The 17,167-nt window shown below is 72.0% G+C and carries 13 protein-coding genes; 7 read left to right on the top strand and 6 right to left on the bottom strand.

Annotation, left to right across the window (positions count from 1 at the left end; translation table 11 throughout):
• Positions 1-1,938, top strand: a 1,938-nt coding sequence (locus tag VH969_RS29830; protein WP_331980303.1) for a helix-turn-helix transcriptional regulator, incomplete at its 5' end; no start/stop codon positions are given.
• A 15-nt stretch (positions 1,939-1,953) separates the two neighbouring features.
• Here the strand turns inward: VH969_RS29830 and VH969_RS29825 are convergent.
• The 5 genes from VH969_RS29825 to VH969_RS29805 all read right to left on the bottom strand — a co-directional run bounded on the left by VH969_RS29825 (position 1,954) and on the right by VH969_RS29805 (position 9,078).
• A complete protein-coding gene (locus tag VH969_RS29825; protein ID WP_331980301.1) occupies positions 1,954-4,359 on the bottom strand; it encodes a tetratricopeptide repeat protein in 2,406 nt (801 codons plus the stop codon).
• On the bottom strand, positions 4,356-6,068 hold the full coding sequence (locus tag VH969_RS29820; protein WP_331980299.1) for a hypothetical protein: 1,713 nt from the start codon (positions 6,066-6,068) through the stop codon (positions 4,356-4,358). Before VH969_RS29820 ends, VH969_RS29825 begins: the two co-directional genes overlap by 4 nt.
• Positions 6,065-7,372 carry an ABC transporter substrate-binding protein gene (locus tag VH969_RS29815; RefSeq protein WP_331980297.1) on the bottom strand — a complete coding sequence of 436 codons (1,308 nt, stop codon included), beginning with the start codon at positions 7,370-7,372 and terminating at the stop codon, positions 6,065-6,067. Before VH969_RS29815 ends, VH969_RS29820 begins: the two co-directional genes overlap by 4 nt.
• Positions 7,373-7,453: 81 nt before the next feature.
• Positions 7,454-8,689 carry an MFS transporter gene (locus VH969_RS29810; RefSeq protein ID WP_331980295.1) on the bottom strand — a complete coding sequence of 412 codons (1,236 nt, stop codon included), beginning with the start codon at positions 8,687-8,689 and terminating at the stop codon, positions 7,454-7,456.
• 2 nt (positions 8,690-8,691) lie between these two features.
• Entirely contained in the window at positions 8,692-9,078 is a 387-nt protein-coding gene (locus VH969_RS29805) for a cupin domain-containing protein (protein WP_331980293.1), read from the bottom strand.
• Positions 9,079-9,175: 97 nt separating this feature from the next.
• On the opposite strand from VH969_RS29805, the gene VH969_RS29800 reads away from it, so the two are divergent.
• Entirely contained in the window at positions 9,176-9,841 is a 666-nt protein-coding gene (locus VH969_RS29800) for a TetR/AcrR family transcriptional regulator (protein ID WP_331980291.1), read from the top strand.
• Between the two features lie 121 nt (positions 9,842-9,962).
• Positions 9,963-10,493, top strand: coding sequence for a DUF1990 domain-containing protein (locus VH969_RS29795; protein WP_331980289.1), 531 nt, complete (start codon positions 9,963-9,965; stop codon positions 10,491-10,493).
• A gap of 119 nt (positions 10,494-10,612) precedes the next feature.
• On the opposite strand, the gene nrtS is transcribed toward VH969_RS29795, so the two are convergent.
• Positions 10,613-10,873, bottom strand: a complete 261-nt coding sequence (nrtS, locus tag VH969_RS29790; RefSeq protein WP_331980287.1) for a nitrate/nitrite transporter NrtS — start codon at positions 10,871-10,873, stop codon at positions 10,613-10,615.
• 226 nt (positions 10,874-11,099) lie between these two features.
• On the opposite strand from nrtS, the gene VH969_RS29785 reads away from it, so the two are divergent.
• The 4 genes from VH969_RS29785 (at position 11,100) to fdhF (ending at position 17,083) form a co-directional block, all read left to right on the top strand.
• A complete protein-coding gene (locus VH969_RS29785; RefSeq protein WP_331980285.1) occupies positions 11,100-11,309 on the top strand; it encodes a TOBE domain-containing protein in 210 nt (69 codons plus the stop codon).
• Positions 11,310-11,385: 76 nt separating this feature from the next.
• Positions 11,386-12,228, top strand: coding sequence for an NTP transferase domain-containing protein (locus tag VH969_RS29780; RefSeq protein ID WP_331980283.1), 843 nt, complete (start codon positions 11,386-11,388; stop codon positions 12,226-12,228).
• Positions 12,229-12,254: 26 nt separating this feature from the next.
• Positions 12,255-14,057: an aldehyde ferredoxin oxidoreductase family protein gene (locus tag VH969_RS29775; protein ID WP_331980281.1), complete on the top strand. Its 1,803-nt coding sequence runs from the start codon at positions 12,255-12,257 to the stop codon at positions 14,055-14,057.
• 68 nt (positions 14,058-14,125) lie between these two features.
• Complete coding sequence (fdhF, locus tag VH969_RS29770; protein WP_331980279.1) at positions 14,126-17,083, top strand: formate dehydrogenase subunit alpha; 2,958 nt, start codon at positions 14,126-14,128, stop codon at positions 17,081-17,083.
• The last annotated feature ends 84 nt before the right edge of the window (positions 17,084-17,167 follow it).

The following is a 17,167-nucleotide window of genomic DNA, read 5'->3' as shown; positions in this document are numbered from 1 at the left end:
CTCGTGATCGTGGTGGATCGCCGCATTCCGGCACTCGTGCCGGCGATCGACGAGGCGCTCGCATCGGGGGTGTTGCGCAATGCGGGTGAGCGGCTCGCGTTCCGGCACCCGCTGATCCGCACGGCGTTGTACGACGGGATCGCGGAGGCCGTCCGCCCCGCGTGGCACCTCGACACAGCCCGCGCACTCGCCAGGGCGGGCGTACCGCACCGGCGGGTCGCCCAGCAGCTGCTACACGCATTCAGCACGCCCAACGCCGGCCAGCTGGACGAAACGCTGCTGAGCTGGCTCGCCGACGCCGCGCCGACACTTGTCGCCCAGGCCCCGCGGACCGCGATCGACGTGCTGCGCCTGGCATGCCGCCGGTCGCCGGTCACGAGCACGCGGGGTGCGGCCCTGGTCGGCCGGCTGGCAGACGCGCTGTTCCGGGCGGGGGAGCACGCCGAGGCCGAGCGCATCGCATCCCGAGCCATGGAGCGCGTCGCCGATCCCGAGGCACTAGCTGATCTACATTGGACAGTTTCGCAGTGCCGGGCGCTGACCGGCCGGACGGGCGAGTCACTCGAGTCGCTGACCCGCGCACTCAGGCGGCCGAATCTGACCGACCGGGAACGAGCGCGGCTGCTCGTACTGGTCGCTCGGGCCCAGCGAAACCTAGGCGAAGTAACGACGGCCGATGAACTCGCCCGAGAAGCCCTTGCCGTGGCCGAGCAAGTCGGCGACAGCTGGGCGATCGGCTGGTCCCTGCACGTGCTGATCATCGTCGCGATGATGCGGGGCGACGCCTCCACCGCCCTTCCGCTGTTCAAGGGTGCGCTGGACGTCGTCGAAGGCGACACCGCCCTCACAGACCTCGGCCTGCTGTTACGGGTCAATGAGGCAGTTGCGCTCGGCGACCTGGACCGCTATGACGAGGGCATAGCTGCGGCTACGCGAGTGCGCGAACGCGCAGACAATGCCGGCAGCCTCGTGCGGCTTGCCCAGGCCCAGAGCGCGCTCGGTGAGTTGTTGTTCAGAGTAGGGCGCTGGGACGACGCCCAGGCGGAAGTCGAGACGTTGCCGGACGAGTTCAAAGATCCGGCCGTGATCTGTTGTGACCGAGGAGTGGCCGCGGTGATCGCGTTTCATCGCGGCGATCCGATCACGGCACGGAGACACCTGGCGTCTGCCGCCTCCAGCGCGGAAAAGATCGGTACACGTGTCATCGCGACGTTGGCCGCCGCGCGAAGCCTAGAACATGAAATCTCCGGCGATACCGGCAAAGCACTGGGGTTACTCACTGCCGGTGTGGCCGACAACCTCGAGGAACTCGACGAGATGGAGGACCTGCTTCCGGAAGTCGCTCGGCTGGCCGCACGAACCGGATCCGCCGAAGTCGCCGCCGATGTCGCCATTCGAGCCGAGGCTCTGGCCCGACAGGCGGACATACCCCATCGACGTGCCGCCGCGGCCTACTGCCGCGGCCTGCTCGACGACGATCCGGCGCTGCTCCAGGACGCGGCCGACCTCTTCGGCGACGCGGGCCTCCCGCTGTTGCGTGCCAAGGCGTTGGAGGCGGCCGCCGTCGGGCACGCGATCCAGGGTCATCGCGCCTCCGCGCGCACGGCGTTCACCCGGGCGGACGACCTCTACGACCAGCTCGGCGCGCACTGGGACCTGGCCCATCTGCGTGCCCGGCTGCGCCGGTACGGCGTCCGTCGCGGGCCCCGATCGAAGCACCGCCAGGATCGGACGGGTTGGCACAGCCTCACCCCGACCGAGACCAGGATCGCCGCGATGGTCGCCGAGGGACTGTCGAACAAGCAGATCGCCGAGCAGCTGGTCCTGTCCACCCGCACGGTCGAGACGCACGTGTCGCACATTCTGACCAAACTCGCCGTCCGGTCTCGAGTGGACATCACCCGCGAGGCGGGCAACCACCTCCGGACATCGGGTTGAGCACGGCCTGAGCGGTCACGACGTCGGGGCGGCGGCGGGCTGGTCCGGGTCCTGCTCGTCCGACGCGGCGCGGAGGTACTCGTCCACCAGCGCGGTGTCCGGTTGGCCGGCGCGCAGCTGCTTCGCCTTCTCCAGGAGCTCGACCGCGTCGGTCAGGACTTCGGCCACAGCGGGATCGGACAGGGCCGCGGCGCCCAGGTGTTGCAGGCAGCGTGCCTCGCCCTGTTCCTCGCCGATCGCCTGGAACAGCTGGCGGGCCTCCTGCCACATCGGCACCGCCTCGGCGAGATCGGTTGCCGCCAGCGCGATCCCGCGCAGCTCCACCGCCTGCGCCCGGCAGCCGACGTCGTGCCGCTCGCGGGCCATCGCCTCGGCCTTCTCCAGGTAGCCCAGCGCCTTGTCGTACGAGCTCTCCGCCAGGTGCAGCGCGCCCAGGTTCAGCATCGCGATGCCGGCACCCGGATGCCGCTTGCGGCAGGCGATCTCCTCGAGCTCCCGGCGCGCCTTCTCGCGGTCCGCGGTCCGGGTCGCGGCCATTCCGAGCAACGCCTTCTCCACCCGCACGCGCGTCACGAGCTCGGCCGCCAGGTCGTTCGCGGTCGGGTCGCGCGCCTCGCCGGCTGCCAGGGCCAGCGACGCCATCGCCTGCTCCCGGTGCCCGACCATCCGGTGCGCGGTCGCCCGGCGCGCCGCGGCCAGCGCGGCGAGACCGGAGCGGTCCGCTCGGTCGGCCAGCTCGCCGAACGCGGCGCTGACCTTGAGCAAGCCGTCCGCCTGCTGCTCGCGCACGTACCAGTACTCGAGCGCGCTCGCGATGCGCGCCAGGTCGTCGATCACCGCGAGCAGTACCGCGGTGTCCTGGTAGTGCTCGGCCGAGAACAGCGGGCGCAGGGACGGCTCTTCCTCGTGCAGCCACGCCGCCGCCCGGGCGCCGACCGACCGCACGTCGAGCTGGTTCGCCTGGCGTACCACGCGGTCCGCGTGGTGGCGCACCAGCGCGGGCACGGCGACCCGCGCGATCTCGAGGTTCTTCTCGGGGGTCTGGCCCGTGATCGCCCACCGGATCTCCAGCGGCAGTCGGTACCGGTCGCGCACCCGGTACACGAACCCCCGCACCCGCAGCTCCTCGAACGGCGCGGGCAGCGAGTCAGCCGAGCCCGCGTCCGCGTCCGGCACGCGGGCGGCCACGAGCGCCCGGATCGCGTCTCGGGTCAGCGCGGTCACCGGGAGCTCGGCCAGCGCGTGCAGCAGCCACGCCGCCGCGGGGCTCAGGCTGTCCTCGGTCCGGACCTTGATGGCCCGCCAGATCCCGACGAGCGGGTTGCGCTCGTCGGAGTGCAGCGACGACAGCAGCTTGGCCACCTCGGCGTCACGCTCGGATCCGGACGTCTCCCGTGCCACGGCCTTGATCGCGCGAGGCCGGCCGCCGCAGACCGCGACCAGCTCGTCAATCGGGTCCCGAGTGGACGGGGGGGCCGGCTGTGCCTCGTCGGGCCGTGGCCGGAGCACGTCGCGTAGCCGCGCCAGGAAGGACCGGTGCCGCCGGTCGGGCAGCGGACGGGGCGGCTCCTTCGGCACCGTGTCGGTGTCGGCGTACCAGATCTTGCGCATCCCGTCCGCCGACAGCGGAGCGACCGGCACGCGGCTGCCCGGTACGGCCGCGCCGATCGCCATCTCGCCGGCGATCACGAGCCACGGCTGGCGGTTGTTCCGCTCCGTCCACTGTGGAAGGAGCCAAGAGATCTCGTCCGGCGCGGTCACGTTGTCCAGCAACAGCACCGAGTACCGCTTGGCGAGCACGTCGTGCAGCCGCTCGGCGGCGTTGGCCAGGACCTCCGGCGTCCCGTTCGCCGGCTCGTCCAACCGGAACATCGACAGGATGCGACCCGCCGTGGCCCGCGCGTCGTCCGGGCTCCGGCTCGACCGGCTGCGTAGGTCCAGCCGGACGACATACCGGTCCTCGATCCGCCGCTCGTCGATCAGCGACTGCACCGCCGCCTCGGCGACCGCGGACGTGCCGACGTCACGAGCCCCGCACACCACCGCCACACCGGTGTCCAGCAGCGTGCGTACCACCATCGCCACCTCGGCGTCACGTTCGTAGACCGGGCCCGGCGGCCGCCACTCCGGCGGGTCCGGCTCGGCGGGCCAGGTCACCGTCGCCGGCGCAGGCGGTTCGGGCAATGCCGGATGCCGCCACTGCCACAGCTTGATCCCGGCCCACCCCACCGCGATCAGCGGCATCACGCCGATCCCGATGATCAGCAGGTACCAGCCGATCCGCTGGCCGACCTCGGTCGCGTTCGCCTGGTTGCCGATCAGCTCGCCGGCCAGCGCAGCGAGGAACCAGCCCAGCGCGCCGAGCGCGAACACGCCGATGCGCCTGAGGAACGTCTTGACCGTGGGGTTGCCGTCGCTCATTCGGTGGCACCTCCGGCGAGCCCGGAGATCACCTTCGGCCAGGTGGCCAGCAGCAGCGCGACGGGAATCACCGACGCGACGACGGCCCCGGCGGCGACCGTGCCGGTCGAAATGCCGAACTGCCGCGCCTCGCCCCACAGCAGCAGGTTGAGCGGCGTCGACCGGGGGCCGCTGATCAGGAAGCCGACGATGAAGTCGTTCCACACCAGGACGAACTCGAGCACGCCCACCGCGATCAGCGCCCGCATGTACCGGGCGAGCCAGGTGCCGTCCAGCGCGGGCCGGCGGGTGCCCGACGGATCCGGCGGCGCCGCCTGGAACGCGGTGCGCAGAACCAGCGTGGCGAACGGGAGGCCGGCCGCCGCGTGCACGAGGGACAGCGGCGTGCGGGCTCCGGCGATGCCCAGCGCGTCGAAGATGTCGCGCAGCGGCCCGGCGTACATCTGCACCGGCGCCACGGCCAGGATCACGAGCAGCAGGGTCAGCGAGCGGGTGAGCCACCTCGGCATCCCGCCCCAGGTGAGCAGGTAGGCCGCCGGAACCGCCGCCGCCACGACGAGGGCGGTGGCGAGCACGGCGAGGAACACGCTGCCGAGGACGGCCGGCCACAGCCAGCTCGCGCTCACCTCGGCGAACGACTCGAACCCGAGGCCGGAAAGCCGCCACCAGCCGGCCGATCCGGCCGCTCTCGGGTCGTGGAAAGCGGTGGCCAGCAAGATCACTACGGGCACCAGCCAGAGCACCGCGAGGCCTATCCCGACCAGCCAGCTCAGCCACCGGCGGTTCGCCGACGTGGTGGTCGCGGGTCCGCTGGGCTCGGCGGGCGCCGGGATCTCCTGCTCGGCCCGGCGCTGCCGCATGGTCGCGAGGCTGAGCGCACCCACGATGACGAACAGCAGCACCGCGAGGGCGGCGGGCGCGCCGGTGTCCGCGCTGCGCGAGGTCATCCGCCACCAGTGCAGCCCGACCACGTCGACGTCGTCCTGCATCGAGCCCGGCGCCGCGATCAGCACCAGGTCGAACACCCGGATCGCGGCTACCAGCACGGTCAGGAGCACGATGTAGGTGACCGGCCCCGGGTTGGGGAGTCCGGAACGGCCGAGCAGCACCGGCTCGCCCCGCGGTTGCGCGTCCAGGCCGGCCCGGAACAGCACCACGACGAAACCGACCCAGGTCCAGGCGAACGACGACGCGAGCACGAGCCAGATCAGCCCGGGCCCGAGCCACACGACGTCCCCGCCGAACAGCGCGCCGGCCATGCCGCGCTCGGGTGCCGGGTCGAAGATCATCCGGAACAGGGCGCCGGAGACGAGCGCGGAGACGCCGAACGGGAGGATCAGCAGGTACAGCAGGACGCGCCACAGCCCGTGGACCACCCTGCTGACGACCGCGATCCCGTAGCCGAGCGCGACGACGATCAGCGCGATGCCCACCCACAGCACGCTGTTCCGCGCCGCGGCCAGCGCGTCCTCATCGGTGACGACCGTGACGAAGTTGCCGATCAGCGGGATGTCGGCGTGCAGCGCCCAGACCACGGTCCACACGATCGGCACCAGGAGCACGAGCAGCAGCACGACCGCGGGCACGCCGAGCAGGAATCGCGTCGGCTGGCCCTGGTCGCCGGTCTGGTCGAGCGCACGGCCGGCGACTTCACGCCCGGCCACCTCGAGCTTGAGGCCGGGCTGGGGTTCGACGTACCGCGGGGTCATCCGGCGTCCTCCGCGATCGTGACCATCTTTCGTGCGGCCTCGCGTGCCGCGGTCGCCGGTGGCGTGCCGTCGGCGAGGGCGCGCACGAGTTGTTGCAGGACACGGCCGAGCCCGTCGCGACCGCCGACCGGGCCGAGCTGGTCGGCGAGCCGGAAGCGGATCGGCTGCTCCCGCACCTCGCGGGCGAGCCGGCGCTCGGTGGTGCTGTAGTAGCGGTCGTCGGTTTCCGGGTTCGCCGCGATGAAGCCGCCGGTGTCCCGGATCCACGGCATCGGTGCTTGCGGTTTCGCCAGGTAGCGCAGGAGGTCCCACGCGGACTCGCGCGCCGGCTTGACCACGACCAGCAGGTCGCCGGCCACGGCGAGCGGGGGAGAGGTGCCCTCACGCGCGGGGAAGGTGAACGTGTCCACTTCGCCCTCCGGCGCGCCGAACCGGCGGATCACGGACTCGGCGTAGTCCGGCGCGACGACCATCGCGGCCCGCCGGTACAGGAACGCCTCCTGCACGGCGTCCGGATACTGCAGGACGAGCGCACGGTCGAGCCCACCGGAGACCGCGCCCGGCACGACCCACATGCCGGCCAGCATGCGCAGTGCCTCCTCGACGTCGCCGCGGCGCCACAGGTCGGGGTCGTAGGACGGCTCGCTCAGCTTGTCGTAGGTGGCCGGAAAGTGGCGCAGCAGAACGTTTTCGAATGAGACCGCCAGCAGCCAGCTGTCCGCACAGCCGAGCGCGAGCGGCGCGATCCCGGCGTCGCTGAGCGCGGGGTCGTCGATGATCCGCTGGTTCAGCTCCATCCAGTCCGACCACGTCTGCGGCGGCCGGAGGTCGTGCTCGTCGAACAGCCGCTTGCGGTACCAGACCACCGACGAGTGCGCGAGCTTGAACGGAAGCGCGAAGTGCCGGCCGTCCCGGGCGCCGGCGATCCCGTCGTACGCCGGCTGCCACACGTCGTCCGGCAGGGGCGCCAGATCGTCGATGCTGGCGCTGACCGTCCCGGGCTGCGGCATCGCCACCACGTCGGGCCGCCCCGCGGTGCGGGCACCGAGCGCGGAGGCGATGTCGTCGCCGAGCGGGACGAGCTCGTAGCCGTACCGGTAGCCGGCGAGCACGGCCCGGAACGCCTCGAGCTCGGCGGCACTCCACGCGACGCCCACCCGGACGTTGTCCCCGACGCCGGCGGTGCTCGCCAGCACGGAGCAGCCGGAGAGCGCCATGGCCGCCGAGCCGAGCCCGCCGGCGCGGAGCAGGGCACGCCTGGACAGCCCGGTACCGCGGACACACGCGGCTTGTGGCTCCGCCATCCCACCCCCAGCGACGCGGACGGATTCCGCGCTCACCTTACGCGCACGATGGATGACGGAAGCGAGCCCTTCCCCGAGCGGTCAGCCCACGAGCTGGTCCTCGCTGGACGGCACCGCGGCCGCCACCGGTGCCTGCCGTATTCCTGTGTGGACGAACGCGAAGCCGGCCAGGGCGGCCAGCAGCGCCGTACCCAGGAGGTAGGGGACTGTGGGGGCGATCTCGTAGAGGCCGGTACCGAGCAGCGGGCCGCCCATGAACGCGAGCGCGCTGCTGGAGCCGACGAGCCCGGCGACGGCGCCCTGCTCCTCGCGGGTGGCCAGGAGCGTCGGCGCGGACATGAACCCCGGCGTGCCGAACCCCATCCCGGCGCCGAGCACGGCGACCCCGGCGTCGAGGAGGATCTCGCTCGACGCGAAGGCGACGACGACCATGCCGGCGGCCATCACGACGGTGCCCACCCGGATGAGCCGCACCGGGGCCCACCCGAGGCGGGGCACCGCCAGGACCTGGACGAGGATGACCATCCCGGCGCAGGCCAGCAGGACCAGGCTCGTCACCCGACCGGTCTCCTGCGTGCCCAGGTGCAACCGGTCCTGCACCAGGAAGCCGACGGTCATGAGCACGATCGCGAGCGCGAGGTACAGGCCGAACCCGACGGTCAGGAACGGCCACATGCGACGGTCGAGCGGGCTGATCCGCACCGTCGCGGGACGTGCCCGGCCGGCCGGCGGCCGCGGCAGGCCGCGCCAGACCACCACGGCGATCACGCCGAGGACGACGGGTGCGGCGTAGATCGGCACCAGCAGGCCGGCAAGGCTCAGCACGCCGCCCAGCGCGGGCCCGACGGCCAGGGCGAGGCCCTGCGCCGCGCCGATCATGGACATGCCGCGCACGCGCTCCGCCGTGCCGGAGGTCATGTCGGCCACATAGGACTGTGCGGTCACCGGCGTCGCCGCCCAGGCGAGGCCGAACACGACGCCGCGGCTGAGCAGGACCAGCGTGAACAGCAGCGGCACGGCGAGCACGCCGGTCAGCCCGACCTGCGCGATGATCGCGAACGCGAGCAGGCCGGCCAGCGCGCCCAGCAGCGAGATCAACAGCACCGGCCGGTGTCCCCACGACGCGCCGCGGCGACCCCAGAACGGGCTCGCCAGGACGACACCCGCGCCGCCGACCGCCCACACGGTGCCCAGCGCGAGCTCGCCGAAGCCGAACTCGCGGGCGAGCGGCGGAAGGATGGGATTCAGCATCTGCTGGCCCGCCATGAGGCCGAACACGGCCAGGCACGCCAACAGGATCGGCCGTCGGGTGCTCATCGTTATTCCGCCGCCTTCTCGTGTTCGGTGCCGGCGCGCGGGGTGATCGTCAACATGTCGCCGGCCTCGACGACTGCCAGGCGGTGCCACCGTCCGGCGGGGACGATGAAGGACCGGCCCGCGGTCAGCGTCGCCGCCGGCGCGTTCCCGCGGTCGCGCAGGTGGACATGCAGCTCGCCGGAGAGCACGACGAGCACCTCGTGCCCGGTCGGGTGGCGCTCCCAGACATCCGCGTGCACCGCCCGGTCGCTGTCCGCGTGAAACGCCCCCACGGTCCAGAGTGCGGCGTCGGCCGGACCGCCGGGTCTTGTGCCCGCGTCGGCCACGCCGCCGTGCCGGAGGTGGATCCGGTGGTCGTAGAGGTCAATCGAGTCAAGGTTTTCGAACATGTTCCGAAAGTATCACCAGCCGCGTCGACGTGTCGAACGCGATTGGCGACCGCGTGCCGGTTTCGCGCCGGATCGCGGGGAGCAGCATGATGTGGTGATGCCACGACCAGCGACGTCGCACGGCCGCACCGGCCGGCCGCCGACCACGTCGCGCGAGCGGATCCTCGCGGCGGCGCGCCGGATCATCGACCGGGACGGCTGGCAGAAGCTGACCATCCGCCGGCTGGCCGCGGAGCTCGGCGTCGGCGCGACGACGCTGTACCACCACGTGCGCGACAAGGAAGACCTGCTCGTCCAGCTGCTCAACCACTACGCCGAGCAGATCGAGCGACCGCCGCTGCCCGCGGACCCGAGAGAGCGCATCGTCCTCGCGGCCACCGTCATGCACGACGGCCTCGCCGCGTGGCCGCAGGCCGCCGAGATGCTGACGGCGGACAACCTCCTCGGGGAGTCGGCGCTGTGGATGGTCGACACGATCGTCGGCGGCGCGCTCGACTGCGGCCGCACGCCGGAGCAGGCCGTGGAGCTGTACCGCAGCATCTGGTACTACACGGTCGGCGAGATCCTCGTCCGCGCACACGCGAAGCGCCGCGCCGCGCAGGACCGCCCCCGCTACCGCGACGTGATCTTCAAGAACCTCGACGCGTCCCGGTTCCCGAATCTCGCGCCGCTCGCGAACCGCTGGCCGGAGCTGACGGCCCGCGACACGTACGCCGAAGGCCTGCGCGCCTTCGTCGACGGGCTGCTCGGCCACGAACACTGACCGGGAACCGCCTTCGGCCCCGAACTCCGGCCGACCGGCACACCACCGGCCCTGGCGGCGCCGACCGCTCTCACGCGGCCGGCTTCGCGCGGTCAGGCGCCGGACGGGCCAGAATTGACGCGTGGCGATCGAGTTGCTGGAGCCGGCGCGGGCCGCGGCGCTGCGTACCCAACGCCTGACCTATCCGGAGGTCGGTGCGACGGCCGGCGACCTGCCGCGCGGCTACCGGGTGATCACCCGCACGGCTGCGCTGCCGGCCGGGGTCGACCTCGACGGGGCCGCCCGGGAGCTGTTTCGATGGCAGGTGCAGCAGCGCGCCGGTCTTCGCGTCGCCGTGTCGGACGAGCGGGTCGTGCCGGACGCCGTCGTCGTGCTGAGCTTCGGGATCGGCCCGCTGGCGGTGCGGGCGCCGTGCCGGGTCGTTTACGTCGTGGACGAGCCGCAACGCCGCGGCTTCGCCTACGGCACGCTGCCCGGCCATGCCGAGAGCGGGGAGGAGGCGTTCGTCCTGGAGCGCCGGGCCGACGGCAGCGCGACCTTCACGATCACGGCCTTCTCGCGGCCCGCCACCGCACTGGCCAAACTCGCCGGTCCACTCGGCCGGCGGGTCCAGGACCTCGCCACCGCGCGCTACCTCCGCGCGTTCGAGTAGGCGCCTTCGCCGGTCAGGGCCGCGACAGGCAGCGGTCGATCGCCTTCCGTGCTGCCTCGAGCACCTCGGCCGTTGCCTGGTCGCCGACGCGGCCCGCCCGGGCGGCCCACCCGATGTCGTCAGCGGTCGGCATGTCGTTTGCGGCAGGCCGACAGGAAGGCGACGCTCGCCACGATGAACGGCACCACGTAGTTGACCGCGATCCGTACCCACGTGCCCGCCGTGGCGTGCCCGCCGATGATCACGTCGGCCTGGTTCACCACAGACAGGACCGTGCCCACGATGGCCGCGATGGGGCCGGCGGTGTGTGCGGTCCGGCCGCGCAGGATCAGTCCGACCGCTTCAACCCGTGTCGACCAGATCGGCGTCGACGCAGTCATCGCTCACCTCTCTCGCAACTGCCCTACCACGACAGCTTCCACGCCGGCCGCTCGCATGTCAGCACATGGACGCCACTGCGGCGCGAGAACGGCACGATGCGAGACATGAGCTTCGGCCATCGGCGGCGCATCCGCCGCAGACCAAGATCACGCTCAGGTGGCCGCGCCCGCCGGAACGGCATAGCCTGCGGCCGTTAGTGCAGCTACACGTCTTGGAGCGCCATTCATGCGTCTGTCCACGCGTAACCAGCTCAGCGGAACCGTCGACTCGGTCGAGCCCGGCGCCGTGATGTCGATCGTGAAGGTCACCCTCACCGGCGGCCAGCAGATCGTCTCGTCGATCACCAGGGACGCGGCCGAGGAGCTCGCGCTCGAGCCCGGCAAGCCGGTCACCGTCCTGGTGAAGTCGACGGAGGTCATGCTCGGCGTCGAGTGACCCGGCTCGCCGGCCGACGAAGCTCGAGGTTCGCGGCCTGGGCGGCGGAACCGGGAGGCTGGCTATCATCGCGCAGGTGACCGCGGCTGGTGTTGTGCTTGCGGGTGGGCGTTCCACCCGCATGGGTACCGCCAAGGCCGACCTCGAGTGGCACGGGTCCACGTTGCTGTACCGGGCCGCGGCGGTCCTCGCGCGTTCGGTCGACGGGCCGGTGGTCGTCGTCGCGGCGCCTGGGCAGGCGTTGCCCGCACTGCCGGGCGGGGTCGCGGTCGTCGAGGATCCGGTCGAGGGGCTCGGGCCGATGCAAGGGCTCGCTGCCGGGCTGGCGGCGGTCGCGGACCGGGCCGACGTCGCGTTCGTGTGCTCGACCGACCTGCCGTTCCTGCACCCCGCGTACGTGCGCCGGGTGCTGCGTGGGCTCGCCGGCGACGCCGAGGTGGCGCTGCCCGTGGCACGCGGGTTCCGCCAGCCGCTGGCCGCCGCGTACCGCACGCGGATCGCCGGGCTGGTGGCCGACCTGCTGGCTCAAGGCAACCAGCGGCCGGGCATGATCTTCAAGCACTGCGAGGTCGTGCAGCTGGACGACGCCGCCCTGCTCGACGACACCGCGCTCGCCAAGCACGACCCGGAGCTGGACTCCGTGGTCAACGTGAACACGCCGGAGGACTACCGGGCCGCACGTGACCGGGAGCCGCCGGAGGTCGTGATCGAGCGGTTCGGCGCGCTGGCCAAGGGCGGCGGGCACCGGCCGAGAACCTTCCACGCGGCCACGATCGGCGCCGCCGCGGCGGCGGTGGGCCTCACGTTGGACCGCCACGTCGTCGCCGCGCTCAACGGCGACCAGGTCACCCGCGACGCGCTGACACCGCTGGTCGCGGGGGACACCGTCGCCTTCCTGTCGGCCGACGCGGGCGGCTGACGGACGGCGAGGCATACAGTCGACACATGGCCCCGGGTGGATTCTTCGGACGCGCGCTGGTCGTCGACGTCAGCGGCCGCGCCGCCACGGGCACCCCGCTCGAGCTCGACGACCGCGTCCTGCGGTCCTACCTCGGCGGCGTCGGCCTGGGCACCTGGCTCCTGCACCGGCTCGCCCCGCCGCAGGTCGACCCGCTGGCTCCCGAAGCCCCGCTCGCATTCGTCTTCTCCTCGCTGGTAGGCACACCGCTGACGACGAGCGCCAAGTTCGCCGTGGTCGCCAAGTCCCCGCTGACCGGCCTGCTGACCGACGCGCTCGCGTCCAGCCAGTTCGCGATCGCCGGCAAGCTGACCGGCCACGACGCCATCGTGATCCGCGGCCACGCCGACGAGCTGTCCGTGCTCCTCGTCGACGGCGACGGCGCGCGCCTGGAACCCGCGCCCGAGCTGGCCGGGCTGCCGGCCGCGAACGCGGAAACCCAGGCACGGCAACGGTTCGGACGCGGCTGGCGCACCGCCGCGATCGGCCCGGCGGGGGAGCGCGGCGTGCGCTACGCGACGATCAGCCACGACGGCCGGCACGCGGGCCGGGGCGGCCTCGGCGCCGTGCTGGGCGCGAAGAACATCAAGGCCGTGCTGGTCAAGGCCGCCACCAAGGTCGGCGTGGCCGACCAGGAAAGCGTCCTGCGGGCCGCCCGCGACCTGCGCAAACGCAGCTTCGGCCCGGCCACCGCGAAGTACCGCGAGCTCGGCACGCTCGCGAACCTGCTGGCGTTCAACGCGGTCAGCACGCTGCCCACCCGCAACTTCACCGCCGCCACGTTCGACGGCGCGCCCCGGCTCGCGGCCGAGGAGCTGCACGAGCTGCGCGGCGTGGCCCGCAACAGCTGCGCCTCCTGCTCGATCGGCTGCGAGCACATCTACGCCCGCAAGGGTGGCGGCAGCCAGCGGATGGAGTACGAGAACGTGTTCGCGCTGGGCCCGCTGTGCGGCGTCGACGACCCGGACGACGTGTTCGCGGCGAGCGCGCGCTGCGACGAGCTCGGCATCGACACGATCTCCGCCGGCGGCACGATCGCGTGGGCCATGGAGTGCGTCGAGCGCGGCCTCATCGACGAGCCGTGGCTGCGCTTCGGCGATGGCGCCGCGTTGCTGCGCGCGCTCGACGAGATCGGCGGCCGCAAGCCCGGTGTCGGGGAGCTGCTCGCGCACGGCTCGCGGCGCGCGGCCGAACTGGTCGGTCACGGCTCGATCGACTTCGCCGCCCAGGTCAAGGGCCTGGAGATGCCCGGCTACGAGCCGCGCAGCCTGCAGTCGATGGCGCTCGGTCTGGCGGTCAACGCCCGCGGCGCCGACCACAACCGCTCGGGCGCGTACGAGGCCGACCTGTCCGGGAACGTCGACCGGTTCGCCGGTGGATCCGCGCACGTCGCGGCCGCTGTCGACACCGAGGACCGCGCGGCCGTGATGGACTCGATGATCTTGTGCAAGTTCCTCCGCGGTGTGTTCGAGGACCCGTTCGCCGAGTGGGCCCGGCTGCTCGCGCTGGTCACCGGCTGGGACCTCGACGCGGCCGAGCTGCACGCCGCCGCGCGCCGGATCGTCCGCGCGAAACGGGCCTTCAACCTGCGCGAAGGTGCCACCGCGGCGGACGACACGCTGCCCGCCCGGATGCTCTCGACACCGCTCGAACTGGGGTCCGGCCGGACCGTCACACTGACCGCCGATCGCCTGCGTGCGATGGTCGCCGGCTACTACGCCGCGCGAGGTTTGGACCAGGACGGCAGAGTGGCGCCCGCCGATCTGGCGGATCTTCTTCTGGACGCCTAGCGTCGGCCTCACGACCGGGTCACAGCCATAGTCGTATGCTGTATGCAATACCATGAGAACGGAGCGACATGACGACTCTTGAGGAACCGGAGACGTCGGTGCGGACCGTTACCGCCGAGATCGACGGCCGGTCCGTGACCGTGCCGGAGGGCACCACGATCTACGACGCCGCCAAGCAGGTAGGTGTCGACATCCCGGTGCTGTGCCACAACGAGCGCTACGACCCGGTAGGCGTGTGCCGCATGTGCGTGGTCGACACCGGCGGGCGCGTGCTCGCCGCCGCGTGCGTGCGGCCGTGCGAGGACGGGATGACCGTCAAGACGCGGACCGAGGAGATCGAGCGCAACCGGGCGGTGCTGACCGAGCTGCTGATCTCCGACCAGCCGCCGCGCGCCGAGGACCCCAAGCAGACGACGACGGCCGACAACATGCTGCTGGACCTGGCCGACCGGTTCGATGTCGCCCGCGAGACGACCGACCTGCCGTGCGGCTCGGGCCGCGGTCACGACTCGTCGAACCCCGTCATCGACGTCAACCACGACGCCTGCATCCTCTGCGACCGCTGCGTGCGCGCGTGCGACGACATCCAGGGCAACGACGTCATCGGCCGCTCCGGCAAGGGCTACTCGACCACCATCGCGTTCGATCTCAACGACCCCATGGGCGCGAGCTCCTGCGTGACGTGCGGCGAGTGCGTGCAGGCCTGCCCGACCGGCGCGCTGACCAACAAGCCGATCAACAACATCCCGATCCAGCCGCGCGAGCAGCTCGACGCCGTCGACAGCGTCTGCCCGTACTGCGGCGTCGGCTGCGCGCTGACCTACTACGTGGACCGCGAGCGCGGCGCGATCGCCTTCGCCGAAGGCCGCGACCAGCCGGGCTCGCAGAGCCGGCTGTGCGTGAAGGGCCGCTACGGCTGGGACTACGCCGCCTCGCCGCAACGCCTCACGGTGCCGCTGATCCGCCGCGAGGACTCCTACCCGAAGGGGCCGCTGTCCGCCGACGTCCGCGGCGACATGTACAACGACCGCGGCCGTGGCCTGGAGGGCGGCGACCGCAGCGGTGGTGGCCGGGGCAAGGGCGGCAAGAAGGGCCGCCGCAAGCCGGGCGGGCTCGTCGACTACGACGAGGTCCTGCCGCACTTCCGGGAGGCCACCTGGGAGGAGGCGCTGAGCCTGGTGGCCCGGCGGCTCAAGGAGATCCACGCAGAGGGCGGGCCGGGCGCGATCGCCGGCTTCGGCTCGGCGAAGTGCTCCAACGAGGAGGCCTACCTCTTCCAGAAGCTCATCCGGGCCGGGTTCGGTACGAACAACGTCGACCACTGCACGCGGCTCTGCCACGCCTCGTCGGTCGCGGCGCTGTTCGAGGGCGTCGGCTCGGGCGCGGTGTCCACGACCTACGGCGACGTGGCGAACGCGGACGTCGTGATCATCACCGGGTCCAACCCGACCGCGAACCATCCGGTCGCGAGCTCGTTCTTCAAGCAGGCCCGCCGGCGCGGCACCAAGATCGTGTACGTCGACCCGCGCGCGAGCACGGTCGCCGAGCACGCCGACTACCACTGCCAGGTCAAGCCCGGCACGGACGTGGCGTTCTACAACGCGCTCATGCACGAGGTCATCCGCCTCGGGCTGATCGACCGCGAGTTCATCGCCGCGCGCGTGTCGAACTACGAGGAGCTGGCCCGCACGGTCGCCGACTACCCACCCGAGCGCGCCGCGCAGATCACCGGCGTGGACACCGACCTGATCCGCGAGGTCGCCCGCGTGTGGGGCGAGGCGGGCGCGGCCGTCATCTACTGGGGGATGGGCATCTCCCAGCACACCACCGGCACCGACAACGCCCGCTGCCTGATCGCGCTGTGCTCGATCACCGGCAACGTCGGCCGCCCGGGAACCGGGCTGCATCCGTTGCGCGGGCAGAACAACGTGCAGGGTGCCTCGGACGCCGGGCTGATCCCGATGTTCTACCCGGACTACCAGGGCGTGGACAAGGACGGGACGCGCGAGCGGTTCGAGCAGGCGTGGGGCACGAAGCTGGACCCGAACCGCGGCCTGACGGTCACCGAGATCATCGGCTCCGTGCTCAAGCCCGGCGGGGTGCGCGGCATGTACATGCTGGGCGAGAACCCGTTCCTGTCCGACCCGAACATCAACAAGGTGCGCAAGGCCCTCGCGGCGCTGGACTTCCTGGTGGTGCAGGACATCTTCCTCACCGAGACCGCCGAGTTCGCCGACGTGATCCTGCCGGCGTCGTCCTACCTGGAGAAGGACGGCAGCTACACCAACACCGACCGCCGCGTGCAGCTCGGCCGGAAGGTGATGGACCCGCCGGGCCAGGCGCGAGTGGACTGGGAGGTCATCCAGGACATCGCGCAGCGCGTCGGGCTCGACTGGTCCTACACCTCCGCGAGCGAGGTGTTCGACGAGATGGTCGCGCTGATGCCGTCGTACGCGAACCTGCAGCACGGCAACCTCGGGCTCTCCGGCAAGCTGTACCCGAACGCCGACCCCGAGCACACCGACGGGACCGTGGTGCTGTTCGACGAGCGGTTCAACACCGACGACGGGCTCGCGCACCTGGTGCCGGCGCAGTGGCTGCCGGCCAAGGAGCTGCCGGACGCGGAGTACCCGCTGGTGCTCAACACCGGCCGGCTGCTCGAGCACTGGCACACCGGGTCGATGACGCGCCGCTCGTACGCGCTGGACACGATCTCGCCGATCGCCGAGGTGTACATGCACCCGAAGGACGCGGCCGACCGTGGCCTCGCGCACGGCGAGATGGTGCGGGTGCGGTCGCGGCGCGGGGTGATCGAGCTGCGGGTGCGCATCTCGCACCGCGAACAGCTGGGCAACTGCTTCATCCCGTTCCACTTCCGGGAGGCGGCGGCCAACCTGCTGACGATCGACGAGATCGACCCGTTCGGCAAGATTCCGGAGTTCAAGTTCTGCGCGATCCAGGTCGAGGCCCTGGGCGCCGACCACGCAGAGAACGGAACGGCAAGCGTCCTGGGAGCGCAGGAATGAAGTCCCGTGGCCGTCGACCGCACCCGAGGGGAACGGGGCGCAACCCAGCCACAGTAGGTGCCGAACTGGACGGAACCAACGATG

The organism is Actinophytocola sp., from assembly GCF_036555685.1.
GTDB lineage: Bacteria > Actinomycetota > Actinomycetes > Mycobacteriales > Pseudonocardiaceae > Actinophytocola.
Note: the sequence above shows the minus strand (reverse complement) of the source record. Positions and strands in the feature narration are given on the sequence as shown.

Excerpts from the sequence above, each read along its gene's own strand:
- VH969_RS29825 (WP_331980301.1), bottom strand. The coding sequence starts at position 4,359 with ATGAGCGACGGCAACCCCACGGTCAAGACGTTCCTCAGGCGCATCGGC.
- VH969_RS29800 (WP_331980291.1), top strand. The coding sequence starts at position 9,176 with ATGCCACGACCAGCGACGTCGCACGGCCGCACCGGCCGGCCGCCGACC.
- VH969_RS29785 (WP_331980285.1), top strand. The coding sequence starts at position 11,100 with ATGCGTCTGTCCACGCGTAACCAGCTCAGCGGAACCGTCGACTCGGTC.
- VH969_RS29815 (WP_331980297.1), bottom strand. The coding sequence starts at position 7,372 with ATGGCGGAGCCACAAGCCGCGTGTGTCCGCGGTACCGGGCTGTCCAGG.
- VH969_RS29820 (WP_331980299.1), bottom strand. The coding sequence starts at position 6,068 with ATGACCCCGCGGTACGTCGAACCCCAGCCCGGCCTCAAGCTCGAGGTG.
- VH969_RS29805 (WP_331980293.1), bottom strand. The coding sequence starts at position 9,078 with ATGTTCGAAAACCTTGACTCGATTGACCTCTACGACCACCGGATCCAC.
- fdhF (WP_331980279.1), top strand. The coding sequence starts at position 14,126 with ATGACGACTCTTGAGGAACCGGAGACGTCGGTGCGGACCGTTACCGCC.
- VH969_RS29775 (WP_331980281.1), top strand. The coding sequence starts at position 12,255 with ATGGCCCCGGGTGGATTCTTCGGACGCGCGCTGGTCGTCGACGTCAGC.
- VH969_RS29810 (WP_331980295.1), bottom strand. The coding sequence starts at position 8,689 with ATGAGCACCCGACGGCCGATCCTGTTGGCGTGCCTGGCCGTGTTCGGC.
- nrtS (WP_331980287.1), bottom strand. The coding sequence starts at position 10,873 with ATGACTGCGTCGACGCCGATCTGGTCGACACGGGTTGAAGCGGTCGGA.